Below are 24,813 nucleotides of genomic sequence, written 5' to 3'. Positions count from 1 at the left end.
CTGCTCGCCGAATAATGTTGGCCGATCAACGTGACCCTGGCCGGAATTGTCCTACTTCTTCGGCACGTAATTCCTCAGGAACGTGTGGCTCTGTTTCAGCGCCAGTTTGCGGGATTCCAGTGAACCTTCGTAGGCTCGGTCTTCGACTTCCACGCACACTGGTCCGTCGTAGCCGACGTCGCCCAGCACCGAGAAGAACCGGCCCCAGTCGACTTCTCCCATGCCGGGCAGTTTGGGTGTGTGGTATTCCAGCGGGTGAGCCAGGATGCCGACGTCGTTCAGGCGATGCCGGTCGACTCGCACGTCTTTGGCGTGAACGTGGAACAGCTTTTCGCTGAAGTCACGCAGCGGCTGAATGCAGTCCATCTGCATCCATGCCGGATGCGACGGGTCGTAGTTCAGCCCGAAATGGTCGCTGGGAATATCGTCGAACATCCGTCGCCAGATTTTCGGGCTGATCGCCAGATTCTTGCCTCCCGGCCATTCATCCGAACTGAACAGCATGGGGCAGTTTTCGATGCCGATCCGCACTCCCTTCTGTTCCGCGAATTCAATGATTGGCTTCCAGGTGTTGAAGAATCGCAGCCAGTTGTCCTCGACCGACTTTGTCCAGTCGCGGCCGATGAAGGTGTTCATCTGATTCAGGCCGAGAACCGGACAGGCGGCGATGACTTTCCTGATGTGCTCCACCGCGGCGCCGGCTTCGGCCTCATCCGGAGACAGCGGGTTGGGATAGTAGCCCAGGCCGCTGATCGACACGCCGTATTTCTCGGTCAGTTCTTTGATGCGAAACGCATTGGCTTCGGAAAATGTGTCCACGTTGATGTGAGTAATTCCGGCGTAGCGTCGTTCGGCTTTTCCCTCAGGCCAGCACATGACTTCAACGCAGTCGTAACCGATCTCCGCGGCGGTGGCGAGCACTTCTTCCAGCGATAGTTCCGGCAGAATGGCAGTGACGAATCCAAGTTGCATCAGGAAGCTCCAAATTTCAAATTCAAAATCTCAAATCGCAAAGTCAAAACTTGTTCCGGGGCTCCTTCGCTGTTCCTCCGGCGAGCGGCTGGATGTGAGTCCGCCATCGTGCCGGGGACCGCGCCGCCAACTTGCAAGCAGCCGTGAAAGCGGACTGACGTCGCGCTGCTCGCCAACACGGGTGACTCGCCAACACGGCGGCTTGCCAAAACCCGGGAGCGCCACTTCAAGCTTCCACCCACTTTCGTTCTCGGTGACTTTGCAGAATCGCTTCGCACAGCACAATTTCGCGGTGACCGTCGCGAAAGGTGGCGAATGGCGGGTCAGCTGAAAAGTCCGCCGCTTCGATGTAGTTGTAAAAACTTCGGAAACACTGCTTGAACGAGTCGTCGTAGCCTTCGTTGTGGCCGCCGGGGTAGCTCGCACAGGCTTTGGCGGCATCGGTCAGCAGCGACGGATCGCGAGGCAGCACTTCGTTTGCTCGATCGCGGTGGCCGATCCACAGTTCGTTCAGCTGTTCGCTGTTCCATGCCAGAGCCTGCTGTTGAGCGGAGATCTCAAACCGCAGGCAGTTCTTTCGACCGGCTGTCACCTGCGACACATGCAGAACGCCGTGAGCACCGCCCGCGAATCGCAGCATGACGCAGCCGTAATCGTCGGTTGAGATGCCAACCGGCTCCGTTTCGCCCGCGGAACCGGATGAAAACGTCTGCACTTCACCTTTTGGCCGGCGACGCACCGGATGCACCGTCTGCAGATCCGCGCACACGGACTCAATTTTCAGACCCGTGATAAACTGCACCAGGTCCAGCCAGTGAGTACCAATGTCCGCGACGGCTCGCAGTTCGCCGCCTGCTTCGGCAAGGACTCGCCAGTTGTAATCTGTGTCGTGCAGCAGCCAGTCCTGAACATAGCTGCCGGTGACGTTGAACAACCTCCCGGAATCTCCGCGCCGAATGCGTTCGCGAGCTTCCATGCACATGGGATAAAACCGGATGTTGTAGTTGACCGCTGCGGCCTGTCTCGGATGGCGATCGGCGATCTGTACCAGCGCCGCGGATTCGGCGGACGTCATCGCCAGCGGCTTTTCGCACAGCACATGCCTGCCGGCTTCCAGCGCGGCTTTTGCCATTTCGAAGTGAGTGCGGTTGGGCGTGTTGATATGAACGGTGGTGACATTGTCGTCGGCGAGAACTTCGTCGAATGACGCATACGCCCGAGGCACACCCAGGCACGCGGCGAAGTCCTCGGACTTCTGTTGTCCCGACCCCAGCACCCCGACAACAGGCACACCGATTCGCCGCAGAGCTTCCAGATGCACCCAGCCCATAAAGCCGGTGCCGATAATTGCCGTGCCGGATGAAGTCATGGGGGCGAGTTGAGAGCTAAGCGTTGAGAGTTGAGAGCGGTGCGGTCATGTGCAGCGAACGATACCTGACAATCGAAGTCCCCGCGAGCGGCGCGACGTCAGTCCGCCATCGCGCGGGCGCCGTGGTGCCGTCTCGCGTCAACCGCGAAAGCGGACTCACGTCTCGCTGTTTGCCGGCGATGCATGGAACGCACGTTGTCGCGCTGTGGGATAATCTCGTATGCTGAACACGACATTGCGGTCCTGACTGTTCTCGTCTGGAGCACTTCATGCGTTGTCCTTTTCCCGGCATGGACCCGTATCTGGAACAACCGGAAATCTGGCCGGATTTCCACGACAGCCTGATAGCCTGCATTCGAGGCCAGCTTCAGCCGATGCTGCGTCCTCGCTATGCGGCGCTGACACAGGATCGGTTGTACGTGGTTGAAGCGGAACGGCCGATTCGCCCCGACGTCGCCGTCATTGAAACTCGCCAATCGCGGATTCACGGCGAAAGCGGCGGAACTGCGACTGCGGTGGAACAAGCCGAAGCGGATGCTCCTTCTGCCGTATTTGACCTGCGACGCGACGAAGTGCGGGAGCCGGTCATTCACATCATCGAACCGGCGCAGGGCAATCGCATTGTCACGGCCATCGAAGTGCTCAGTCCCCACAACAAGCGACCCGGTATTGGTCGTCAGTCGTATTTGAAGAAGCGGGACGAATACTGGGATGGCGGAGTCAATCTGGTGGAGATCGAGCCACCGTGCGAGTCTCCGCAGAGAAGCTGGCATCGGTCGCCCCGTATCATTATCTGACGGCCGTGACACGTTATGTTGCCGGCCAGGAACTGGTGTATGCGATTCAACTTCGGCAGCGACTGCCTCGAATCGCGATTCCGCTGGACGAAACCGACGTCACTCTGGACCTGCAGGCCGCCTTTGAACGCTGCTGGGACGAAGGCCCATATCCCGAGCTTCTGCACTATGACGGGAACCCGCCCGGTGAATTGTCCCACGACGACACCACGTGGGCTCGCGAAACAGCGGCGAAATACAACCCGGCCGAGCCTGCCAACTGACATCGAACGGCCCGAACAAAGCCCGGCGAGCAGACGGCCTGTCAATTTCCAAACCGTCGTCGGTTGCCAATTGCAGCGATAGGGAATATCGAGCACGCGAATTCATCGCATGCAAGCGACAAGTTGGCGTGAAACCAGTTACCGCCCGACAGGATTACTTCGGAATGAGTCGATCCAGGATAACCGGTCTTGTGGCAACTGGCCTCACGCTTCTACTACTTGCACCTACCGTGAGTCGACATTTGGCCGATCGCGGCACGAACCACTTGAAGAACCGAGCGGAGGTCTGCGTCGCAAGAGCCGTCCTGAATTGCGGAATTCGTTCCGAGTGGGCGACGATGGTTATCATGATCGATGCCGTTCGCGGGCGAATCAGGCCCGCCAGTAGTGGAGCGATCTGTGTTGTTCAACGCGACGTCAGTCCGCCATCACGCGCGACAAACTCGGATGAGGGCGAACTGACGTCGCGCTGCTCGTCAGCGCGTGGCTCGGCCCGGGAATGCGTGTGCGGGGGCGAGTCAGGCGATGACGCGGCGCTGGTTCATCAGCCGGGGCCAGGCCGCGGGAGGCATGTACTTCAACAGCAGGATCATTGTGACCACCGCCGAAACGTTCAGGCTGCCGACTGCGGAGAATTGGCGGACAAAAACACTGTCGATCACGAATAAGCCGATCGAGACAACAACGGCATAGTAGACCGCGTAGCCTCGCCAGAGCAGGATCCCCGCCATCGATGCTGCAAGTGCCAGGTGGCCGATTCCGAGAACGATTCCGCCCGCAAGAACCCTGAACCATGTCGTCGTCAGCTTCTCGCGAGTCGTTCCCAGTTCGGCAATTTCCTCGTCGGACAGATCATCAATCGACTGGCTCATCACCGAATGAATGCTCATCGAAAACGGGGCGTAGATCAGAAAATCAAGTGCCTTCCATCCGTTCAGAAACAGCAGCCCCGCAATCAGGATGACCAGCAGAGGATGCATTTCCGCTTGTCGGGAGTCGGAATACTTCCGGCCGTCGGGATTGGCCTTCGACAGCTTCGGCTTGACGGGACCTTCCTGCCTTCGAGTGACTTTCCGCGGAGGCAGGCCCGCTTCGACAGGCTGTCCGGTGGCGTATGGCACTGTGAGCTGAGCCAGGCAACTGGAACAGCGAGCCTTCCTGCCGGCTCGTTCGCGAGCCACGTTGAATTGTGTTCCACAAACGCAATCGAATTGAATGGTCACTCGGCAGACTCAACGGAAGTGACGGAGTCGGCACCGGACCGAAAGAATTCGACTCGTCCGGCGCGTCCCAGGTCACAACGCGGATCCTGATCGCACGGATCAAAGCAAAATCACAAAAACTCCGCCGCAGATGCATTCAGATGACTTGTGTTCGCAGCGCCGCGTGCGCGGACGGAAACAATCAGCGTCATCTGAGAAATCTGAGGACAACTCTCCGAGCCACGTCGCGGAGTGCATGTCGCGGAGTCCACGGCCTGACCAACGCCGCCGCTAGATTTTTCGCAGATGCTGCATGCTCTGGCCGATACTGGCGATCGGGTCGGGGGACTGGTCCTGTTCGACATGGCACAGCGCGGCGCCGGTTTCGGCGGCGACTTTGATGACTTCCGCCATGTCGATTGTGCCGGCGCCGAGTTCCCGGAAGGCGTCATGAGGCACCTGGCCTTCGTCGTGCAGAACTTCCGTGCCGGCTTTCAGATCCTTCAGATGGACCTGAGCCACACGTCCGTTGAGCCGTTTCATTGTGGCGATCGGATCCCAGCCGCCGATCTTCACCCAAAACACATCGACTTCGAATTTCACCAGTTCCCGATCGAATTCGTCCATCAATACATCGAAGCCGGTTTTGCTGTCCTGCAGCTCGGTGAATTCAAACGAGTGGTTGTGATAGCAGAGCTGAATTCCGGCGTCGCGGCACTTTTGTCCGGCGGCGTTGGCTCGTTCTGCATGACCTTTGAAGTGGTCCACGGTTTCGCGATGACCCTTGCCGATGTAGCCGAAGACCAGGTACTTCAGGTTCTTCGCTTTGGCCTTCTCCAGAATCGTGTCGAATGACGGAGCGTCCGCGGCGTTCGGGTTGCCGACCGACTGCCAGTCGACGAAAGCGGATTCCACATCCAGTCCGGCGTCGTGAGCTGCCCTGATGATGTCGTCCGATTGCAGCACATTCATGAGTTCCGCCTGCCGGTATCCGGCCGTCGCGACGGCCTTCAGAGTCCCCGGCACATCCTTTTCAAGCTGATTGCGAACGGTCCACAACTGCAGGCCGATGGTTTTCATGTACCGGCTGTCGGGCGGCAGAGCAAACAACGGTCTTGCCAATCGAGCGGAAAGAACAGCGGCGGCGGATGCGGACAGAAAAGTTCTTCGGCGCATGATCGGCTCCTGACTGCAGGTTGGAAGATTCGGGAACGCACGAATCGGCTGCCCGCAGCATGTATCGTGGCGCCCGGCGGGAACTTTGGGAAGCGGCTGCCGCGAAATTTGCCCGCTCCCCCGGTTCCTCGGGCAAGCCGCGCAATAGCGAGAATCTGGCAAAACATCGTTGGTTCCTTCCAGCCGCGCAGATAGTTCCGAACGGTTGAGAATGCGACGCCGCGAGTGCGCGCGGATAGATTTTTTCACCTGCCGAATGCCGGCCGAAGTCGGTACCCAAACAATCCGCGCAACTTCCGATCGAGCGATGTTTGATTCCGCTGCGTCTGAATGCAAAGTGCTCCGGTGAGTCCGGCAAAGGTAATGCTGGCCATGGTGAAAAAAGAACAGCGCGGCCGCCTGAGGCCGAAACCGCGTGCGAAGGCTGTGTCGTAATTGTTCGTCCGGATTGTTCGTCGAGGGGCGGGAGATTCGCACGACAGCGACGTCTGTATGAAATAGGCGGACGATGCGAAATCGGTCCGGATTGGTGCTTCCTTATGGATCGCCGCTGATCCTGGTGGTAAAGTCCGGTGCGGAGCGATCGCCCCTGGCGAGCCACCTGTGGGGTGTCACTGCTCCCGCGGCCACTGCGTGCAAATGACTTTCGAAGACGACTATTCGGGGGCCGGAAATGTCAATAATCATCGTTGACTGTGGATCCTGCGGAAAACGATTTGGCGTGGCCGACGAACACGCGGGCAAACTGATTCGCTGTCCGGATTGCGGCGAACCGGTGCGTGTCGCCGGTGCCCGCGGAGAACGCCCGCCTTCCGGGTCATCCACTGCACGAAGCCGGTCCGGCCAGCAGCAGACCACCGCTCAGCCGGATTCACGATCCGTCGCGTCCGGACGCCGGTCAACTCGCGAATCGCCGCGACAAGCCGGACGGCCGGAACGATCGGGTGAACGCGACCTTTCGGCTCGCCGCGCTGCCCGCCGCGTGCGGCAGCGTGCCGATGCATGTCCGTCATCCGGCAACAAAGCTCTGATCTACGTCGGAGCGGCCGCCGCCGCCCTGGTACTGCTGGGAGTGACGGCGTTTCTGGCGGCGGAGTTCTTGCAGGTCGGTGGGAATTCCGGGTCGTCGATTGTCGCAATCGACCAGCGACCGGAGGATTCGGGCGCGTCAAATTCCAGCCCGACGAACTCACCCGGCGACTGGATCGTTGGTGACAATCCAACAAACGCCGCGAACGTAACTCCCGCGGACGTAACTCCCGCGGGCAACAAGTCCTCTGAGTCGACCAGTCCGGCGATCGCCGCGACCGCGCCTGCCCCGACTTCATCGATGGCAGATGCTTCCAGCAACGCAACTCCGGCCCCAACTCCGGCGCCAGCGCAGGGAACGGGAACGCGCGCAGCGGTGATGAGTCGAGCGGATGCACCGACGGGCGACAGTTCGGGCAGCGGCCGTTCGTCGCTCATTTCTCCTGCGGTGAACCCGAACGCTGTCAGCGGGGATCGAGTCGCATGGCTACAGGCGTCCGGCAACGGCTATGCCAGACGCGACAAAAACTGGTTCTTCGGCGGCCAGGCTTCGGATGCGCCTTACCATGCTGCCCCAGCAGGCGGACATGTGCAGTTTCCGCTGATTGAAACCATGCGGACGAACGACATGATCGAGTTGTTCGATCCGTCCAGCAGCACGCGAATCCGACTGATGTCCGACAAGGCCGTCGCGCATCCGCCGCAGGCGTCAGGCGAATTCATTCTGACAGACGGTACCTGGAAAGATTCGACTCACACCGCCGGCTGGCTGGCCGGTACTCCGACCGCCGACATGTCCCGGTTCGACCGCTTGCAACTCTCGGACAGCGGCCGTCTGGTCGATCTGATCGCAGCCGTGGAACCGAACGTCGTTCGCGTCGACGTCAAAACTGAAGAAGGTGAAGGCAACGGCAGTGGATTTCTGCTGGACGGCAGTGGTCGAGTCGTCACGAACTATCATGTGATCGAAGGTGCTCAGGAAGCGTCCGTTGTCTTTAAGGGTGACAACGGAACAGATTCCGTGCGCATGCCGGTGTCCGGTTTTCTGCATCTGGATTCAAAACGCGACATCGCCATTCTGCAGATTGACCTGCCAGCCGGCTTTCAACGTCCGGGTCTGAAACTGGCCGACGAGCTGCCGCCGAAGGGCACCAGCGTCACAGCGTTCGGTGCTCCGCTGGGACTGGACTTCACGGCGTCCGAAGGCATCGTCAGCGGATTTCGATCGGCCAAAGAACTGGAAGAAACGCTGAACCTGCAGGATCACGCCGGCCAGTGGGTGCAGACCACCGCACCGATTTCTCCGGGAAACAGCGGAGGCCCGCTCGTTGACAAGCTGGGTAACGTCGTCGCCATAAACACGATGACGCTTCGCATCGGCCAGTCACTGAATTTTGGTATTTCCTGCGACGACATTCGCAACGCGTTAAACACAGGCCAGATGTATGCCACCGCATTGAATCCCGGGACCGCTCCGGTGCGGATCGCCTCGCACGGTGACGAATCCGGTGGTCCGGGACGCGGCGAACCCATCAAAGTGGAAATCCTGCCCGGCGGTTTGCAGATCTTCGCCATCGAAGACACGACGATGGCAAAACCGATGCTGAAGGATCTCGACGAAGTCAAGGTTGTCGTCATCGGAGCAGAACGTGAAGGCAGCGGCGAAGTCCTGGAAGACGTCATCAACGACTACGTGAAGAAAGCACTGCTGCCCAACGGAGTGCAAATTGTTCGCGACGAAGGTCCGCTGCTGCTGGTGGTCGCCATCGTCAGCGGCGAGGACCTGGAACTGGTCGGGCACCTGATGGTTCAGGACAAACATTCGCGGGTGCCGCGTCTGATGCGTGTCTGGCGAAAAGCGGGCATCATGGGGACGCTTACTGACACCATGTCTCGCCGAAAGCGTTTTCTGGGCAGCGTACACCGCAACGTTCAGGAATTCTTCGACGATCTCCGCGACTCGATCGCCGCCGCGAAAGCTGATCCGGACTCCGATTCCGACGACAAAGAAGACGACAACAAACCGGACGACGCGAACACACAATAGCAAGTGCTCGTCACCGCCGAAGGGCAACAGACGCCGGTTCGCAGCCGCACGCCGCGGCGATCGCCGTGCAGGAGCCATCCCGGCAGGCGCGCCGGCAAACGCCGGAATTCGAATCCCCGGCTCGCACCCTGTCGGCGGGATTGGCAGTCACTTGTCGACGGGACGTCCATTGCATAAACGTGCTGTTGCCGTCACTGAAGATTCGCAAGTTGTGGGCGATTCTGAAACCGACACGATGGGCCAAACCAGCCGAACCGCTTTTGTCTCCCATCTGCGGATCTCATAGGTTTTGTCAGGGGTTCTGCGATCGCGGTCGATTTGTGGCCCTGATTGCCGACACGGAGGTCTCCGGAGCAATGATCAAGACCTGCTTCTTTGATATGGGCAATGTTCTGATGTATTTCTGCCATCAGACGATGTGCCGAAACGTGGCTGCCGTCTGCGGAATTTCCGTTCATCAGGCCACGGACCTGCTGCTGCAGCGCGGGCTGCAGTGGCAACTGGAACGCGGAGAAATCTCGGAAGAAGAATTTCACGAGGGCTTTCAGCGCGAAACCGGTAACACGTTTTCCATTGACGACCTGCGTCATGCCGTCGCGGATATCTTTCATCTGAACGAACCGATGGTGCCGCTGGTTGACGAACTGAAATCCGCGGGAATCCGGCTGGTGCTGCTGTCCAACACCTGCGTCACTCATCTGAATTACATCGAACGCAACTACGACCTGTTGCAGAGATTCGATGCGCTGACGACGTCGTTTCAGGCGAAAGCTCTGAAACCTCACGCCGCCATCTACGAAGCCGCGCTCAGCATGGCCGATGCCGAGCCTGAAGAATGCTTCTATACCGACGACATCGAAGCGTATGTCGTGCAGGCGCGCACGTATGGCATCAACGCCGAAGTCTACACCGATACCGGAAAGACTCGCGCGGCGCTGAGGAGCCTTGGTGTCGCGGTCAGCGAATGACGCGGTGCTGCTTTTCGCGGGAATGACCGGGAAGCACCTGTGTGCATCTGTGAAATCGGTGGATTCAATCTCGCGGGTCCAGAAGCGCGGTGGCTGCTGGGGACGGGTTCCGTCGGGCCGCCGGAACCTACATCCCCGTCATTCCCGCGAAGGCGGGAATCCGGTGCGCACGACTGGGTTACCGCCACCCGCCTGCGCGCGGGCAGGCTTCGCGGGAATGACCGCGCAGCATCTGTGTGCATCTGTGAAATCGGTGGATCCAATCTCGCGGGACCAGAAGCGCGGCGGCTGCTGCGGACGGGCGCCCGAAACTCCTTGTGCTCTGTCCGATTCGCCGGGCGACTGCGGAACGGCGATCGTCGTTCTTGCGCGAACTCGCACAAAACGCCTGAGACCGTGTGCCACGTGTGCACACGATCGACAGACAAATCCGGAGCCCGTGATTCCTGAGACCGACAGCGGCGTGAGCTGTGCCGCTCTGTTTGATTGGCACGGTTTGTGCTTTTTGACCGTGAGCCGATGTCGATCTGGCGGTCAGCCGGTGTCGGTTGACACGATCGATGTGGAATTCACTTCAACAGGAGGAAAGACCATGACAACGTCACTCACCCCGCGCCGACCATCTGCGTTGACACCGTGGTTTAGTCGAGGTCCGCTGGCTTCGCTGCATGAAGAACTGGATGACGCGTTCCGGCGAGTTTGGTCGGACTGGGAAGGCGAGACGAACGGCGGCTTGTCACGAATCGCGGCTCCGTCGATGGACATCTCGGAAACCGATCAGAACATTGAAATCAAGGTCGACGTTCCGGGAATGAAGGCGAACGAACTGGATATCGAAGTTCGCGGCGACATTGTTCGCATCAGCGGCGAACACAAGGAAGAGAAGGAGGAAAAGGGCCGCACGTTTCATCGTGTTGAGCGGCGTTCGGGCACGTTTGAACGAACCGTGCAGATGCCCTGCGCAGTGAACCAGGATGACGTGAAGGCGGAGTATCAGGACGGCGTCCTGACCGTCACGCTGGCCAAGACGGAACCCGCGAAGGCTCGCAAGATTCGCGTCAAAGGATGAGCAACGCACCGATACGGGCTGCGGAAACAAACGAACCGCGGCAAATGCGTCTCGATCGATAAGGCCTGCGGCAGATGAGGATTTACCAATGCAGAGCAACAACTGCTTCACCCTCCCGGTTCAGCGGGAGGGTCGCCAGACGCATGCCGTTCAGGCGTTCGACCGCAGGTGGGCGACGCACGGGAAACTCCCGTTGCGCGGACGCCCTCCCCTCGTGTGATCGCCTGCACGGCGATCAAACTTCGACCCTCCCGTTGAAACGGGAGGGTATGTTCTCATCTGCCGATCGATAACGACGGCGCTGTCCGATTCCCGGTGGCGCAGAGTTCGACAGTTCGATGCCGGCCACGCATCGATACATCGAGCACCTGCGCCGGACCGGGATTTTTCATGCGCCGTGTGGCAGAACTGCCGCGCACCGTGAGCCCCCGATCACCGCTTGTGCCGACAGCCCGCGAGCGGCGAAAGTCGACGTTCGCTGCGGCAGGTACGGAATGGCAGATTCCGGAGCCGCCACGATGGCGACCGGCCGTGGCGGTGCAATTGCCGGTTCGTCCCGTTTGAATTCGTTGCCGTCTGAAAATAGAAACTGTCGACCGGATGTTTCCTTTCGCCGAACAGCCATATGCCGTTGCACAATCCGACAGCTCTGATGTGGATCGCTCTCGGCGTGCCGATCGTGATCTTTTATCTGCTGAAAGTGAAGCGGCGGAAGGTTGCCGTATCGACGGTGATGTTCTGGGAAGAAGTGTTCTCGGAAAAGCAGCCGCGAGCGATCTGGCGGCAGCTTCGACACTGGCTCTCGCTGCTGCTGCAACTGACGTTTCTCGGGCTGCTGGCGGTTGCTCTGGCCGATCCGTACTTCAGCAGCGATGTCCTGAACGAACGCCGAATCGTGGTGGTCCTTGATTGCTCCGCCAGCATGCAGGCGGCGGATGGCACGGTCAGTCGCTTTGAAGCATCCCGCGGGCGGCTTGAGCAGTTGATTCGTTCTCTGCGGCAGAATGATCAGATGGCGATCATCGCAGCCGGCAGTTCCGTTCAGGTCGCCTGCGGTCTCACGGAAAATCACCGGACCCTTCGAAACGCAGCGCTGTCGCTGAACGTGACGGACGCCCCGGCCAGTCTGGATTCCGCCATCGCTGCGGGAGACCGGCTCTTGTCCGGTCAGGAAGGCGGCGAACTGGTCGTGCTGACGGACTTGCCACCGGACGACAATCAGAAACTCCAATCCGGCAACGTGCTGAAATGGGAGCAAACGGGACGTCCGGCCAATAACGTCGGCATCACTCAGTTTCAGGTGCGGCGAAGCCTGGTCGATCCGGTCGGATTTCAGACTCTGGTCGAAGTCAGCAACTTCAGCGATCAGCCGATCAGCCTGCGACTTCAATTGAAGCTGAATGATGATCTGCTGAACGTCATTCCGCTGTCCCTGCACCCGGGGGAAATTCGTGAAAGCGCGATTGACGACACGCTTGCGTCGGGCGGGATTCTGACAGCGTCGATTGATTCCGAAGATGCGTTCGCCGTCGATAACACGGCGTTCGCGGTTCTGCCGGAGCGGACTCGCCGACCCGTCACACTGGTTACGGACGGCAACTGGTTTCTGCATCAGGTTCTGGAATCCAGTGAACTGGTCGATCTGACTGTCACAGCCTCAGCGCCGGCCGCGGCTCCGGATGGCGGAGTTCTGGTGCTGCATCGGCCGCTGGCAGGCAACATTCCGCCGGGACATGTGATCGTTGTGACTCCCGTGGAATCGTCGGACCTGTGGCAAATCGCCGGTACCATCCCGCAGCCGCTGGTCGCGACGCAGAAGGACGATTCCGCTTTGATGAGACACGTGACGCTGCAGAATGTGCTGCTGCCGTCGGCCGAACACATCGAACCCGTCGGCGACTTTGAAGCACTGGTGGAGACCGCCGAGGGATTTCCTCTGTATGCCCGCATCCCGCGAGAATCGGGCGACGTTTTGGTGTTGTGCATCGATCTGGATCAGACGGACCTGCCGCTGCGAACGGCGTTTCCGATTCTGATGACGAATGCTGTGTCATGGTTCTCCGATGATCGTGGTGAACTGATCGAATCTCTGGCGACCGGCCAGGTCGCTCGACGACTGCTGTCCGCTTCCATGCGAGCCGCCGCGGAAGCGAACGGCGGACGGCTGCCGCTTATCGATCCCGGCGGCCACCAGGTTCCGGGCGGCGCGGGCGTGACCGGGCAAACGGCAGTGATCGGTCCGCTATCACGGACGGGGATCTGGACTCTAAGATCCGAGTTCGCCGGCGGGCCGGAATCCGGTTCGGTGGCGTCGAACGAAATGAAGATCGCCTGTAACCTGTCGAACCGCACGGAAAGCGATCTGCGCATTGCCGGTGACTCGGCAGTCGTTCCAGCTTCGTCGCAGCGCAGTTCCGGCGGGCACCCGATCTGGTTTTCACTGGTGCTGGTCGCCGGATGCCTGCTGGTATCCGAGTGGTTCCTGTTTCAACGACGACGAATTGCGTAGAACTGTCCGCTGCGTAACCGGGCCGGCGTGTGTGAAGTTCTGATTGACGTCCCGTGACGATCGACGTCCCGGGCACTGCCGCGTGTTTGTCGCTTCGGCGCTGATCCTTCCCTGTCCATCAAAGTCAGGCATTCCATGAAAGCCGCGTATATCAACTCCACCGGTCCGGCGTCCGTCATTGAATACGGCGAGCTGCAGTCCCCGACGCCGCAGCCGGGACAGGTGCTGGTGCGAATGGAAGCCGTTGCTGTGAATCCGATTGACACGTACATCCGCGCGGGGCTGGTGAAGATGCAGTTGCCGATGCCGTACGTGATCGGCTGCGACATCGCCGGAACAGTCGAACAGCTCGGCGACGGAGTCACAGCGATGGCCGTCGGCGACCGCGTGTGGGGCAGCAATCAGGGCCTGTTCGGAAGGCAGGGAACGTTCTGTGAACTGGCGGCCGTTGATGCTCAGTGGCTGTATGGCGCGCCGGATAATGTGACAGCCAAAGCCGCCGCCGCGGGAGCACTCACCGGAATCACCGCGCATCTGGGACTGCACCTGCACGGCGGACTGAAGAAGGCGGAAAACGTTTTCGTCAACGGAGGAACGGGAGGCGTCGGTTCGGCGGTTGTGCAACTGGCAAAGGCCGCCGGAGCCACCGTGCTGACAACTGTCGGCAGCGACGAAAAAGCATCCATCGCCGGCGATCTTGGAGCGGACGTCGTCATCAACTACAGGCAGGATGACGTCGTTTCGAAACTGGCGGCCTTCGTTGAACAGAATGGCCGCATCGATCTGTGGTTTGAAACACTTCGCAACCCGGATCTGGACCGCACGGTGCCGCTGATGGCTCGCCGCGGGCGGATCGTGTTGATGGCGGGTCGCGACGCACGGCCCGAGTTTCCCGTCGGTCCGTTTTATGTCAACGATCTGCGCGCCATCGGTTTCGCCATGTTCAACGCATCGGCCGAAGAACAACAGGCCGCGGCGCGGGAACTCAACACCTTGATGGAAACCGGACGGTTCCAGCCGCTGATTGGTCAGGAGTTTTCACTCGCCGACGCCGCGGAAGCTCACCGGATGCAGGAAGCGAACACGCTGGAAGGCGCCGGTTCGCTGACCGGAAAAATCATCCTGACGCCTTAGCCAAAGCCGCGCAATAAGGCGCGCGGCAGATGAGAATCTACCTGCCAGCCGCAGGGCGCTAGCGCCTAGTCCATCGTGTTTTGATGTGTGGCACTGGCTGTGCCGGTGTGTTCAATGTTGCAGAGCACTGGCACGGCCAGTGGCACACGATCCATCGACTCATGCCTGACAAAACACTAGCCCCGGTTCTCTGGGAACACAACCGCGTCTAGCGGGCAGGTAAAAGCTCATCTGCCGCTCGCCATCTGAAAACAGACGATCGGGCCGCTGCGGTCTCTGCAGTACAGCCGTCCGGCCGCGAGCACCACGTGCGGCCAGGCGTCGGCTCGGCCGACTCCCTTCCGAGAGGCAAGTTCGGTGAACTGATCGGGTGAACGAACGGCCGTTTCCGTAAGTGTCAGGTCGCCGTTTCCGGTCCACATAATCAAACGGTCATCGGACGTCACCACGCACGAACCGGCGTCTCCGCAGCGACCGCCCTGCCATTTGATGTCGCCGGTTTCATAGTCCAGACACATCAGATTCTGCCACGCCCAGTAAACATGGCCCTTGTGAATCACGGGAGTGCAGATCTTTGACGCGGCCTGCTGCTGCCAGACTTCGACCGCTCCGTTCAGAGTAATTCGCAGCCTGGAAATTCTGTTCTGGTTGTAAGCGGATGTCAGCAAAACACAGTCATCATGCACGGCGACCGACGCGATATTGTTGGCGAAGGATGTGATCCACGGATATGTGGCGACGGTTTCCCCTTCGTGGCCGCTGTCCATTCGAACGACCTGCAGACCATCGAAGTTGTGGACCGCGACGCAGGGTACGTTTTCGACGGTGATGGGCACCGGACCGCCGTTGTGTCCGGGCGGCGACGTCGCCTGCGAAGCCCAGACCTTTCGTCCGGTTTGTCTGTCGAACGCCATCAGGTTTCCCTGCTTCGCTCCGACTTCGACAATCACCCACTGGCCGTGAATCAGCGGCGACGACGTGTAGCCGTAGTCTCGCAGACCGCTGCGTTCCACCTGCGGACGCTGTGGAATGTCGAATTCGTCGTGCAGATTCAGGCCCCAGATTCGCCGACCCTGTTCCCTGGTGTTCCAGCACAGCAGGTCGCCGTCAGTGCTGAGTGTGTAGAGCCAGCCGGTTTGCGCGTCGTATTCCGGTGTCGACGACGGCCCGGAATACAGTCCTTCGTCACCTGTCGCCAGCCGGCCATATTTCGGACACGGATAGCTCTGCCGCCACAGTTCGGTTCCGGTTGCGGCGTCCAGGCATACGACGTGGTCATTGCCGTCATGCCAGCCCATCGTGAACAGCCGGTCGCCGACGATCAGCGGCGATGATGCTCCTTCGCCGATGCCGGCCTTCCAGAGTTCACGAATCGGCCAGTCGCCGCCGTTCCAGCCGGATGATTCGTCGACGATGTCATTCCGGTTCGAACCGCGCCAGTGCGGCCAGTCGTCCGCGTGCGAACGAAAACCCGGCACGCAGCAAAACGCAGCTGTGCAGATGAAAAATGTCCTGCGAAAGATGATCCCGAACATGTGCTCCCCGTTGGTCCGTCGGCGTCAATAATGTGGCATGTCGGCAGCAGGCGTTGCGGCTTCGTGAACGCACACGGCGCAGTGTGGTCACTCAGAGCGGCAACGGCAATCGCTCGCGCGTACCGAACGGCGGACACGCTCCAGCCTGCGTTATTTTGACGCGGCGGCAGCCACCGGTTCGACGACGGATTCGTGATGCGGAGTCCGGAACGACTGGATCATCAGCATGATGGCTCCCGTCACCAGGCACATGTCGGCGACGTTGAAGATGGCCCAGTCGAGCAACGGATCGTTCACCGTACCGCCGAACTGAAAGTGCAGGAAATCTCGCACAGCCGCAGACGAGTTCCGCTTCCCCCGGAATCATGACCCCCAGCCGGTCGTACAGGTTGCCCAGACTTCCGCCGGCCACAAACGCCAGAGAGACGGTCAGCCACAGACTGTGCGCGGCGCCGCGAATGAACAGCCAGTAAATGATGCCGACGAAAGCGGCCACGCTTAGCAGGGCGAAAACGGAAGACAGCCCCTGACCCATTCCCCACAGTGCGCCGAAGTTCAGGCTTGTGTGGAGACGGAAGCGAACCCAGCCGTCCAGAATCCAGTCGGTTCCCGCGTTAAGGCCGAACCGGGAAAACACGGCGTCTTTTGACCAGAGATCGGTGACCACGCACAGGGCGGTCAGCGTACCGAAGGTAACCATCCGATTCCGGGGCACTCCATGCATCAGTGCTCTTCTTCCCTTTTTCGCTCGCAGTTGACGCAGTTACGAGCGTAGGGTATCGCGCGCAGGCGGGCTTTGGGAATGCCGGCTTTTGATTCCACGGCTCCCTTTTCCAGACACATTTCGCACAGGCCGAAGGTGCCCTGATCGATCTTCTTCAGCGCGGCCGCGATTTCCGACAGGACTTCCTGGTCGTTTTCGACGATTCGCAGGGAAAAATCCAGGTCCCACGCATCGGTGCCCATTTCCGCCATGTGATTGGACGACCCGTGCGATCCGTTGGCTGCGGCCGAAAACGCTTCTTCTTCGATCTGTTCAACGTCGCCCTGCAGGCGAGCCTGCATCAGCCGGAGCATTTTTCGAAACTCTTTCAAATCTTCTGATTTCATGGTTTCTGCTCCAACTGCTGACAGATCAAGGAATTACGTCAAATTGCACAATCATCAGGCTGCGGGATTATGGGGGTGTTCCTGACCGGAATCAAGGAACTTGTTACTGCCGCTGAGAACTGGTGCGAGGTTTGCCACATCGCTTCCGGAAAACCGCGCAAGGCGTCAGGGAACATCGCGGTCAGCGTTCGAACGCCTTTTCAAGCTGGCGGAATCTCGGATCCGCTCGCAGGCCGGAAAACGCCGGGTGAACCAGCAAATTTGCCGTCAGCGCCGGAGATTGTTGCACCAACGCGTCGTTCAGGATCGTGAACGCGGCGTCCAGGTGTTCCGGTCCGCCCAAATGAGCGTGAATTCCCGCCAGGAATACGGTTGAAACCGGGTGCAGCCGTCCGAGTTCCTCCGCGTGATCCAGCCGAGCCTGCCAGTATCCGGCAGCCCCGCGAATCCGGAGCGATTCCTTCAAAATGTCCGTAATGCGGTCGCCGCGGGCGAGAATCTGCCATTGCTGCAGAGCCCCGTCGAAGTCGCCGGTCTCCTCGAACGCTTCGATCAGGTAGCCACGGGCTCGATCAAAGTCCGGGTACCGAGAAATGGTTGACCGCAACTGTTCGATGGACTCGCCGAACCGCCCGGCCTTGAACAGATTCCGTCCCAGAACCGCCGATGCGATGGCGGATTGCGGAGCCAGTCGGCACGCCAGCCGTGCCTGTTCAATCGCCGGCTCGTGCTGACCGGTGGCCGACAGCAGTTCCGAATACCACTGGTGTCCGGTGACATGGTTCGGCATCAGTGCCTGCGCAGAAAGAAAGCCCTGTTCGGCAGCTGCAAAGTCCCGACGAAACTCAAACGCGATCATGGCTCGCGTGATGATCGCATCGACGCAGGCCGGATCGACGGCAAGCGCTTCGGAAATCGCCGACTCCGCCTTTTCCAGCGCTTCCTGCCTGGGAGCAAGATCGCGCTCCGCCTGGACGATGCAGCACTGAGCGATTCCGGCCCACGCAGCGGCGAAGTGCGGATCGCGTTCGACAGCGCGGCGGAAGTGATCGTCGGCCGCGGCGACGGCAGCCGGAGTCCGCTGATTCCACTCCACCTGTCCCAGAATGTATTCCCGGTAGGCATCCAGACTGGTCGTCGGTGCCTGGCCGGCAGACGAAATCAGCGCTGACCGCGGGCCTGCCGACAACTGCCAGGCAAGCTGATCGGCAAGCTGCGACTGAATCGTCAGCAGTTTGCTTCGCGATGTCTGAATCTGGTGACTCCACAACGCGCTGTTCTTTTCCGCGTCGATCAGTTCGATGACGATGACAATATTCTCGCCGACAAATTCCAGCGTGCCGGTCACCAGCTTCGCAACCTGCAACTGCCGGGCAGCGTCCTGATGATTCAACCGGGATCCATCGGAAGATTCCGCCAACACGGCGGACGAGCCATACGGCCTGACTTCCAGTTCGGGAAACTGCGACAGGTCATTTGTCAGGGTAATCGTGATGCCCTGCGCGAAGAGTTCGCTGCTGTCATCGCCGGTTGTCGTGAACGGCAGCACCGCCAGTGAGTGCGGCGAAATGACCCCGGCGGCCGACGACACGGTCGCCGTTTCCGTTTCCGCCGCGTGCGCCGTCGCTGTCGAACCTGGTGCCGCGGCAACGGCCGGCGAAGTTTGTCCCGGCTCTTCTCGGCGGCTGACCCCGTAGCCGGCGGCGACCAGCACAGACACCGCGGCGATCATCGTGCCCGCTTTCTTCCATTGCGAACTGCTTCGGGATTGAGCCGCCAGCGCCGCTCGCGCTGTTCGTCCGGTGTCCCATTCGTCCGGTAATTCCTTCAGCCGCCTGCCAAATTCCGTTGCCGAAGCAAGCCGGCGAGCGGGATCCTTCCGAAAACCGTGCTCCAGCAGTTCCAGCAGCGGATCAGGAAGGCGGTCCAGAACAGCGGCGACATGAGGTCGCGGGTTCTGAACTGCCAGCGGATCGTCACGCAGCGTTGCCGACGCGATGTCCGTCTGCGTGCGACCGACAAACGCGGCAACACCCGTCAGCAGTTCAAACAGGACGCACGTGAGAGCAAAGATGTCGCTGGCGGCCGTGGCTGGTGTGCCCACGATTTGTTCCGGAGCCATGTAACCGTACGTGCCGAGAATGCGTCCCTGCTGTGTCGAAAGCTGCGCCGGGGCTGTGGCGTCGACGGTATCCGGTTCGGCCGTGACATCGGAAACCGTCTTCGCCAGTCCGAAGTCCAGCACCTTGACGAGCGTGCCGCTCACCAGAAACACGTTTTCCGGTTTGATGTCCCGGTGAATGATTCCTCGCTGATGGGCGGCGGCCAGAGCATCCGCGATCTGCAGGCTGAAGCTGATCGCGTCGCGCACGGCCACGGGTTTGGACAAACGTGAACGCAGACTTTCGCCTTCCAGCAGTTCCATAACCGCAAACGGAAACACGCCGACTCCGGCAATTTCCTGGCAGCCGATGTCGTGCAGCACAACAATGTTGGGATGCGACAGACGAGCCACCGAACTGGCTTCGTGCTGAAACCGGTTGATCAGGTCCCGATTGTCCAGACACCGTCGGGACATAATCTTGATGGCGACATCGCGTCCCAGCCGAGTATCCCGGCCTCGATAGATGACGCCCATGCCGCCGCGGCCGATGCAGGGTCCGCGTTCGTAGACGCCGATCATTTTCGGCAGCAGGTGCTCCGTCCCGCTGGCGGCCGCGGCCATGGATGGAAATCCGCTTCGGCGATGAGCCGCGTGTTCGACGTCGAATTCCCGAAACGCGGCATCGACGTGTTCGGCCAGTTCCGGAAACCGTCCGATGTACGACTGGCGGCCAACGGTTAGTCCGCGCCGCTGCCGCTGTTCCAGATCGGCCAGCAGCAGTTCCCGAAACAGTCTCAGCCGGATTTGTTCCTGACGGTCCGGAGCTGCGCCGGCGGCGGTTTCGTTCGTGGCGAGAAACCGGGACAGGTCCGGCGGCGAATCCTGATCCCAGGCAGATTCGAATCGAGCGCACACCGCATCGATTCTCTTCAGCTCCGCCGTCGGAAGGTCAGCCTGATCGGACACCGTGCGGGACATGACAAATCATCCGTCAGTTGGGAACACCGGCCGACTCGCGCCACGTCTGACGAATCAGCGCCAGCCGCCGCTGAACGGCTCGCTGAGTCATACCGGCTTCCGCGGCGATTTCCGCGACGGAAAAGCCGTCCAGTTTCAGTAGCGCGATTGTGCGCAGGTCGTCGTCTTTCAGTGCCGCCAGCAGGTTGTCCACTTCGTCGACGAACTCGACAACCGTTGCCGGAGAATGATCGCCGCCGTCCACCTGTTCGATTCCGCGGACCGAACGTTCCTCCGTCGGCGCGAACGCGGATTCCCCTCGCAGCGCACTTCCACCGCGTTTCTTTCGACCGTGAAACCTGACGTACGACTGAGCCTTGCGTCCGGCGATCACAGCCAGCAGGTTCCATAGATTGTCCGGTTCCGTCAGATCCGGAAACCGGTCGGCGGCAAGGCCGTCAAAGAAGCTCATGAACGCACTGGCGGCGACATCGTCCTCGTCGAACGCGCGCCGGTGATGAGCCGGCAGCCGCTTCCGCAGCAACCGCAGAACCGCCGGGTGATACAGGTTCCACAACGACTGCGCCGCCGTGGCGTCACCGGCCTTCACGCGGTCCATCAACTGGTTGAACGGTTCGGCCGCGTCCATTTCAGCATCGGTTCCGAAGGAAAAAACGGGCACAAAGAAGAATTTCGAAATTCCGGGGGCGCGACGTCACGCGACTTGAACATCTCACCACAGGCGGCCGGCGGCGATGCTTCTCGCCGAATCCGAAATCGCCTGCATCTGGCCAATTGTACACGCTCAGCTCACATCAGCGAATCCACACGCAAACCCACGGAGATACCAGCCATGACGAAGTTTCTTGTTCGCACATTCGACGACGTTTCGGTCACGCTTGGAAAGCGTACACAGCCGACGGTGGTCAGGGACGTTGTCATCCGGGAAATCAACTGCCCCAACGGCAAGCTGCCGCGAATGACGAAGGGCTACAAAAGCATCGGCGAATACCAGAACGGCAACAGCTTCGTTCCGTGGGCGATCACCAGCGCCGGCCGAGTCGTTTATGCTCAGACGGGCGGCCACTCCGGAACGAACGACCGCAACTTCGGGCAGAACTCCCGGTACAAGCTTCGCAAATACGACTCGATACTCAGCCATGAACGCCGCCGGCTGTGCGAATCGGAACTCGGCATGATCGCCTTGAACAACATGTCGCTGACCCGGGATGCCGTGCAGAAAGTCAGCAGGGCCATGATCGAATGGCTTGAGGGAATCGCGAGCCGTCAGCGTTTCCAGGCTGCGAAAAGTGTCTTTCAACAGAGCACAGCAGCGCCTTCAAAATCGATCCAGCAGGTGCTGTTCGATGAATTCGGCCATTACATGCACACTTACGACGACAATCGGAAACAGGCCCTAATGGGCTTCGGCCGGTTCTCCGAAAAATCGAAGAACGACGTCGGACCGGAACGCTTCTGGCGCGAAGTGATCCAGGCTCTCCGTACCGGAAGGCTGGACCAGATCATGTCGATCCATGACGCCATCGGCCGCAAAGTCCTGCCGAAGTTTGGCGGACCTCAGCAGGTCCCGTATGACAACATCGGCGGAATCGTTCGCAAGCCGTGGTTTGATGATCCCCAACAGCGAGGCCGCACCAACGCTTCGACAAAGGCGACACCGACAACCGTCGGCGGTACTGTTCCGACAACTCAGGGAGCACAGGTTCCGGCCACGGCAGTGAACCGCAACCGCGGTGTTGACATGTTCGCGCGAGATCTCAACCGGACTCGCCACGACGAGGCCGATGATACTACGACGATGTCGATGCGCGTCACCTGCTGTTCGGCGCGGGCATTTCCGGAACCACCGGGACTCTGCTGCAGGCGGCGATCGCGTTCAGTTCGAACCTGAACCTGGAAGAAAAGAAGCAGTACGTGCTGGCGATCATCGGTTATCTCGTTGGCGGCGGCATGCACAGCTACCACGAATCGATGGCGGTTGCTCAGAAAATCGGTGTGCCGTATTCACCCGGAAAATTCATCCCGTCGCTGCCGCAGAAATTCCTGAACTCCCCATTCTTCAAGACGTGGCACGAGAAGTACTACGACATCGTGGAACTGGGAGCCATCCACTGGATGTACAACGTCACGTCGCTGCCTTCGCACATGAACAAGCAACTGACGTGTGCCACCTGCCACCAACAGCAGGCCAAATGCAACTGTCGTCGCTGAATTGACGCGGCACGGTTGCGCTGAACACCGAATCGCTGTCCGCCGGGCTGGCCGTCCGACGCTCCGCCGTTTGCCATCACCTGAGCGGATTCCGCGGACCTTCGTTCAATCGTTCCCGGCATGCCCGCGGCGTTCAAAGTCGAGCCCTTCGGGAGCCCTCACAGCCTTTGAAAACAGAAAGGATCATTCCATGACCGCTGTCACCTATATCGAAGCACGAGACGAATTGCGGACCAACTTCAATTCCTGGAAGGATCAGGGAGAACCGGCCCAGTTGGGGAATTCCGCCAGCGGCTGCACGGAGATTACCCACTCGACGTATCGATCCCTGCTGCAGTACTTCTTTCCCGGTGTCAACATCGGCAACAAAACGACGTTCGTGCAGGAGTACAAGCGCAACAAGTCCGACTACCACGTCCGGTATGCCAACAACACGTCGCTGTCCGGCGGCAAGGGAGTCGTCCATTTCAACGCCCGCTGGGGACTCAGCAACTACGCCAAGAACTTTGTCTGGCACTTCCGGGTCGTGCAGGAAACCTCCTGAGATTCGATCTGCCGTGACCTGCCTTGACTTTCCTTGTCGAACAGACGCAGGTCGACGAAAGTTGGCACCGCAACCTATTCTGTTCATCCAGGAAATGGCGGTGCCCTTCAGTGTTGAGCACGGGCACTTCAGCGAGAAGTGATGTCGCAATTTCCTGCTGCTCATGATCTCCGGTCCCGCCGGAACGAAAGAGCATGGCTTCAGGTCGCGGCTTCGACTGCTGACAGCCGGATTGCGGCGGCGTTTGTTCCGACCGGCGCCGACGGCTTCTGCATGACGACGCCGATCGCCAGAACGCCCAGAATTCCCGCCAGCAGCAGGAATGACACCAGGGAACCGATTGCCGCCAGCACTCGGGGCCGGTCCGGCAGGAACAGTCCGACGGCACACAATGTCAGGCCGATGATGTTGACGACTCCGGCGGCACTGGCCAGGACTACCAGACGAACCTGCACGGCGGTCGTCACGCTGGCGCCGAATTCTTCCGGGTCGCCCGGAAGCGAGCCCACGGCGGCGAATAACAGGACGTACAGTCCGGCGGCGACCACTGTCAGGACGAGTCCCGTCACCGCGACCGTGTTGGAGATCCGAGCCTCACCGACAGCCGCCGCTGATCGCGATGCGGAGGCGGGCTGCGAATGGTCGGATTCCGCGTTGCTCATCAATCGAACCTTAGCCCTGCGCGCCGCTGAGTGCGCCGATCAGCAGAACAAATGTCACGGTGGCTCCCACGAAAAACGACAGGCACAGTCCAATAATCGCCGGAGTCTTCGGGACGCCGCGAATTGCACCGTACAGCGACAAAAACAGCGCCACCGCCGTCGTCAGCATACCGGCCAGCAACAGCACGACAACGGTCCACGACTCCGCGGAATGCTCATTCAGTTCCTCCGCGCGGCCGGAACTGACCAGATGCGACATCAGTCCGAACATGCCCGCGTAGATGGCAAGCTGCAGAATGCTGAGCAGAAAGCCAACGCTTCCTGCGCGGTTCTGCCACATCAACTTCACACATGCGCGAAGGCCGCGTTCGGCAGTGCTGTAACGGACATCGCTTATGCCGCCGGGCCGGCCAGCAGCCGTTCGCGTTCGATGTTTCTTCGCTATTCCGCAGGACTCTATCCGGACACCGTCGGGATACAAAAAGCAGGTGCCCGCAGGAACCGCCACGGTTATCGGACCGACACCGTCGTTCGGGCATGCGAGCGAACCGGCATGCGACGTCAGATTCCCAGCATCTCGTCGACGCGCAGTTCCAGATCAGGAAACGCCAGTGGACGCACCAGATCGCCGGAAGCCAGCGACTGTTCGGACGCGTACGATCCATCGGGCTGCGGATCACGATGCACTTCCAGCACGGAACTGACCAGGTTGACGATCCAGAAATCCGCGATATGCGCCTGAGCGTACAGCGGTCGCTTGACGTCGCGATCGTATTCCAGAGACGCGTCGGCAACTTCGATCAGTAACGCGACATCTTCGGCTCGCGGCTTCCCGGAAGCATAGAAGTCATCCCGCCACGCCAGCACCGAAATATCCGGTTCCGGCTCACTGTCTTCGAAGACCACGGGATTCTGAGTGCTGACCTGTGCCCGTGAATCGAGCCGGTTGACGAGCAGTTGTGTCAGGCGATTAACGGTTGCGAGATGTCGCTTTCCGATGGGCATTTTCCGGACGATCTCCCCGTTAATCAGTTCCACTGGTTCGTCTTCGGCAATGATGCCCGCGTCGATCATCCGGTCGTATTGCACGACGGAGAAACGCTGATGAATGACCGACGCCATGAGATGCCTCAC

22 protein-coding genes are annotated in these 24,813 nt (G+C 60.1%); 10 read left to right on the top strand and 12 right to left on the bottom strand.

Translation table 11 applies throughout. The features are described from left to right. Nucleotides 1-51 precede the first annotated feature (51 nt). Together R3C19_22695 and R3C19_22690 are read right to left on the bottom strand one after the other, a co-directional pair. Nucleotides 52-972, bottom strand: a complete 921-nt coding sequence (locus R3C19_22695) for a sugar phosphate isomerase/epimerase family protein (protein MEZ6063164.1) — start codon at nucleotides 970-972, stop codon at nucleotides 52-54. 226 nt (nucleotides 973-1,198) lie between these two features. Continuing rightward, the gene (locus R3C19_22690; protein ID MEZ6063163.1) at nucleotides 1,199-2,341 is read right to left on the bottom strand and encodes a Gfo/Idh/MocA family oxidoreductase; all 1,143 of its coding nucleotides are present in this window, start codon (nucleotides 2,339-2,341) and stop codon (nucleotides 1,199-1,201) included. A gap of 269 nt (nucleotides 2,342-2,610) precedes the next feature. On the opposite strand from R3C19_22690, the gene R3C19_22685 reads away from it, so the two are divergent. Further along, on the top strand, nucleotides 2,611-3,138 hold the full coding sequence (locus R3C19_22685; protein MEZ6063162.1) for a DUF4058 family protein: 528 nt from the start codon (nucleotides 2,611-2,613) through the stop codon (nucleotides 3,136-3,138). A 5-nt stretch (nucleotides 3,139-3,143) separates the two neighbouring features. Beyond that, nucleotides 3,144-3,401: a DUF4058 family protein gene (locus R3C19_22680; protein MEZ6063161.1), complete on the top strand. Its 258-nt coding sequence runs from the start codon at nucleotides 3,144-3,146 to the stop codon at nucleotides 3,399-3,401. A gap of 518 nt (nucleotides 3,402-3,919) precedes the next feature. Here R3C19_22680 and R3C19_22675 read toward each other — a convergent pair. Beyond that, entirely contained in the window at nucleotides 3,920-4,582 is a 663-nt protein-coding gene (locus R3C19_22675; GenBank protein MEZ6063160.1) for a hypothetical protein, read from the bottom strand. A 312-nt stretch (nucleotides 4,583-4,894) separates the two neighbouring features. Next, nucleotides 4,895-5,779 carry a TIM barrel protein gene (locus R3C19_22670; protein ID MEZ6063159.1) on the bottom strand — a complete coding sequence of 295 codons (885 nt, stop codon included), beginning with the start codon at nucleotides 5,777-5,779 and terminating at the stop codon, nucleotides 4,895-4,897. 673 nt (nucleotides 5,780-6,452) lie between these two features. On the opposite strand from R3C19_22670, the gene R3C19_22665 reads away from it, so the two are divergent. From R3C19_22665 to R3C19_22645, 5 genes are all read left to right on the top strand, one after another. Further along, the gene (locus R3C19_22665; protein ID MEZ6063158.1) at nucleotides 6,453-8,855 is read left to right on the top strand and encodes a S1C family serine protease; all 2,403 of its coding nucleotides are present in this window, start codon (nucleotides 6,453-6,455) and stop codon (nucleotides 8,853-8,855) included. Nucleotides 8,856-9,211: 356 nt separating this feature from the next. Next, nucleotides 9,212-9,823, top strand: coding sequence for an HAD family phosphatase (locus tag R3C19_22660; protein ID MEZ6063157.1), 612 nt, complete (start codon nucleotides 9,212-9,214; stop codon nucleotides 9,821-9,823). A gap of 592 nt (nucleotides 9,824-10,415) precedes the next feature. Further along, entirely contained in the window at nucleotides 10,416-10,892 is a 477-nt protein-coding gene (locus R3C19_22655) for an Hsp20/alpha crystallin family protein (protein MEZ6063156.1), read from the top strand. A gap of 625 nt (nucleotides 10,893-11,517) precedes the next feature. Beyond that, complete coding sequence (locus tag R3C19_22650; protein MEZ6063155.1) at nucleotides 11,518-13,401, top strand: BatA and WFA domain-containing protein; 1,884 nt, start codon at nucleotides 11,518-11,520, stop codon at nucleotides 13,399-13,401. Between the two features lie 135 nt (nucleotides 13,402-13,536). Next, a complete protein-coding gene (locus R3C19_22645) occupies nucleotides 13,537-14,535 on the top strand; it encodes an NADPH:quinone reductase (protein ID MEZ6063154.1) in 999 nt (332 codons plus the stop codon). Between the two features lie 227 nt (nucleotides 14,536-14,762). On the opposite strand, the gene R3C19_22640 is transcribed toward R3C19_22645, so the two are convergent. The 5 genes from R3C19_22640 to R3C19_22620 all read right to left on the bottom strand — a co-directional run bounded on the left by R3C19_22640 (nucleotide 14,763) and on the right by R3C19_22620 (nucleotide 20,923). Then, nucleotides 14,763-16,013, bottom strand: coding sequence for a PQQ-binding-like beta-propeller repeat protein (locus tag R3C19_22640; GenBank protein ID MEZ6063153.1), 1,251 nt, complete (start codon nucleotides 16,011-16,013; stop codon nucleotides 14,763-14,765). Nucleotides 16,014-16,161: 148 nt separating this feature from the next. Next, on the bottom strand, nucleotides 16,162-16,794 hold the full coding sequence (locus tag R3C19_22635) for a signal peptidase II (protein MEZ6063152.1): 633 nt from the start codon (nucleotides 16,792-16,794) through the stop codon (nucleotides 16,162-16,164). Continuing rightward, nucleotides 16,794-17,180: a TraR/DksA C4-type zinc finger protein gene (locus tag R3C19_22630; protein ID MEZ6063151.1), complete on the bottom strand. Its 387-nt coding sequence runs from the start codon at nucleotides 17,178-17,180 to the stop codon at nucleotides 16,794-16,796. Before R3C19_22630 ends, R3C19_22635 begins: the two co-directional genes overlap by 1 nt. Nucleotides 17,181-17,361: 181 nt before the next feature. Beyond that, nucleotides 17,362-20,262, bottom strand: coding sequence for a protein kinase (locus R3C19_22625; GenBank protein MEZ6063150.1), 2,901 nt, complete (start codon nucleotides 20,260-20,262; stop codon nucleotides 17,362-17,364). A gap of 13 nt (nucleotides 20,263-20,275) precedes the next feature. Beyond that, complete coding sequence (locus R3C19_22620; GenBank protein MEZ6063149.1) at nucleotides 20,276-20,923, bottom strand: ECF-type sigma factor; 648 nt, start codon at nucleotides 20,921-20,923, stop codon at nucleotides 20,276-20,278. 171 nt (nucleotides 20,924-21,094) lie between these two features. Between R3C19_22620 and R3C19_22615 the strand changes: the two genes are divergently transcribed. The 3 genes from R3C19_22615 (at nucleotide 21,095) to R3C19_22605 (ending at nucleotide 23,017) form a co-directional block, all read left to right on the top strand. Continuing rightward, nucleotides 21,095-22,153 (top strand): hypothetical protein, encoded by a 1,059-nt coding sequence (locus tag R3C19_22615; protein MEZ6063148.1) that lies wholly within the window; start codon nucleotides 21,095-21,097, stop codon nucleotides 22,151-22,153. 23 nt (nucleotides 22,154-22,176) lie between these two features. Then, a complete protein-coding gene (locus tag R3C19_22610) occupies nucleotides 22,177-22,473 on the top strand; it encodes a hypothetical protein (GenBank protein MEZ6063147.1) in 297 nt (98 codons plus the stop codon). A gap of 190 nt (nucleotides 22,474-22,663) precedes the next feature. Further along, the gene (locus R3C19_22605) at nucleotides 22,664-23,017 is read left to right on the top strand and encodes a hypothetical protein (GenBank protein MEZ6063146.1); all 354 of its coding nucleotides are present in this window, start codon (nucleotides 22,664-22,666) and stop codon (nucleotides 23,015-23,017) included. A gap of 200 nt (nucleotides 23,018-23,217) precedes the next feature. Here the strand turns inward: R3C19_22605 and R3C19_22600 are convergent, their stop codons facing one another. The 3 genes from R3C19_22600 to R3C19_22590 form a co-directional block, all read right to left on the bottom strand. Then, the gene (locus R3C19_22600) at nucleotides 23,218-23,679 is read right to left on the bottom strand and encodes a hypothetical protein (GenBank protein MEZ6063145.1); all 462 of its coding nucleotides are present in this window, start codon (nucleotides 23,677-23,679) and stop codon (nucleotides 23,218-23,220) included. 10 nt (nucleotides 23,680-23,689) lie between these two features. After that, nucleotides 23,690-24,019, bottom strand: a complete 330-nt coding sequence (locus R3C19_22595; protein ID MEZ6063144.1) for a hypothetical protein — start codon at nucleotides 24,017-24,019, stop codon at nucleotides 23,690-23,692. Between the two features lie 221 nt (nucleotides 24,020-24,240). Then, complete coding sequence (locus R3C19_22590; protein MEZ6063143.1) at nucleotides 24,241-24,801, bottom strand: Uma2 family endonuclease; 561 nt, start codon at nucleotides 24,799-24,801, stop codon at nucleotides 24,241-24,243. Between the last annotated feature and the right edge of the window lie 12 nt (nucleotides 24,802-24,813).

Source organism: Planctomycetaceae bacterium, from assembly GCA_041398785.1.
Taxonomy (GTDB): Bacteria; Planctomycetota; Planctomycetia; order Planctomycetales; family Planctomycetaceae; genus JAWKUA01.
This window is presented reverse-complemented; position numbering and strand designations above follow the sequence as displayed.

What these genes read in the sequence shown, in the direction of transcription:
- R3C19_22695 (MEZ6063164.1), bottom strand. Translation starts at nt 972, where the DNA reads ATGCAACTTGGATTCGTCACTGCCATTCTGCCGGAACTATCGCTGGAA.
- R3C19_22690 (MEZ6063163.1), bottom strand. Translation starts at nt 2,341, where the DNA reads ATGACTTCATCCGGCACGGCAATTATCGGCACCGGCTTTATGGGCTGG.
- R3C19_22685 (MEZ6063162.1), top strand. Translation starts at nt 2,611, where the DNA reads ATGCGTTGTCCTTTTCCCGGCATGGACCCGTATCTGGAACAACCGGAA.
- R3C19_22670 (MEZ6063159.1), bottom strand. Translation starts at nt 5,779, where the DNA reads ATGCGCCGAAGAACTTTTCTGTCCGCATCCGCCGCCGCTGTTCTTTCC.
- R3C19_22665 (MEZ6063158.1), top strand. Translation starts at nt 6,453, where the DNA reads ATGTCAATAATCATCGTTGACTGTGGATCCTGCGGAAAACGATTTGGC.
- R3C19_22660 (MEZ6063157.1), top strand. Translation starts at nt 9,212, where the DNA reads ATGATCAAGACCTGCTTCTTTGATATGGGCAATGTTCTGATGTATTTC.
- R3C19_22655 (MEZ6063156.1), top strand. Translation starts at nt 10,416, where the DNA reads ATGACAACGTCACTCACCCCGCGCCGACCATCTGCGTTGACACCGTGG.
- R3C19_22650 (MEZ6063155.1), top strand. Translation starts at nt 11,518, where the DNA reads ATGCCGTTGCACAATCCGACAGCTCTGATGTGGATCGCTCTCGGCGTG.
- R3C19_22645 (MEZ6063154.1), top strand. Translation starts at nt 13,537, where the DNA reads ATGAAAGCCGCGTATATCAACTCCACCGGTCCGGCGTCCGTCATTGAA.
- R3C19_22635 (MEZ6063152.1), bottom strand. Translation starts at nt 16,794, where the DNA reads ATGCATGGAGTGCCCCGGAATCGGATGGTTACCTTCGGTACGCTGACC.
- R3C19_22630 (MEZ6063151.1), bottom strand. Translation starts at nt 17,180, where the DNA reads ATGAAATCAGAAGATTTGAAAGAGTTTCGAAAAATGCTCCGGCTGATG.
- R3C19_22625 (MEZ6063150.1), bottom strand. Translation starts at nt 20,262, where the DNA reads ATGTCCCGCACGGTGTCCGATCAGGCTGACCTTCCGACGGCGGAGCTG.
- R3C19_22615 (MEZ6063148.1), top strand. Translation starts at nt 21,095, where the DNA reads ATGACGAAGTTTCTTGTTCGCACATTCGACGACGTTTCGGTCACGCTT.
- R3C19_22605 (MEZ6063146.1), top strand. Translation starts at nt 22,664, where the DNA reads ATGACCGCTGTCACCTATATCGAAGCACGAGACGAATTGCGGACCAAC.
- R3C19_22600 (MEZ6063145.1), bottom strand. Translation starts at nt 23,679, where the DNA reads ATGAGCAACGCGGAATCCGACCATTCGCAGCCCGCCTCCGCATCGCGA.
- R3C19_22595 (MEZ6063144.1), bottom strand. Translation starts at nt 24,019, where the DNA reads ATGTGGCAGAACCGCGCAGGAAGCGTTGGCTTTCTGCTCAGCATTCTG.
- R3C19_22590 (MEZ6063143.1), bottom strand. Translation starts at nt 24,801, where the DNA reads ATGGCGTCGGTCATTCATCAGCGTTTCTCCGTCGTGCAATACGACCGG.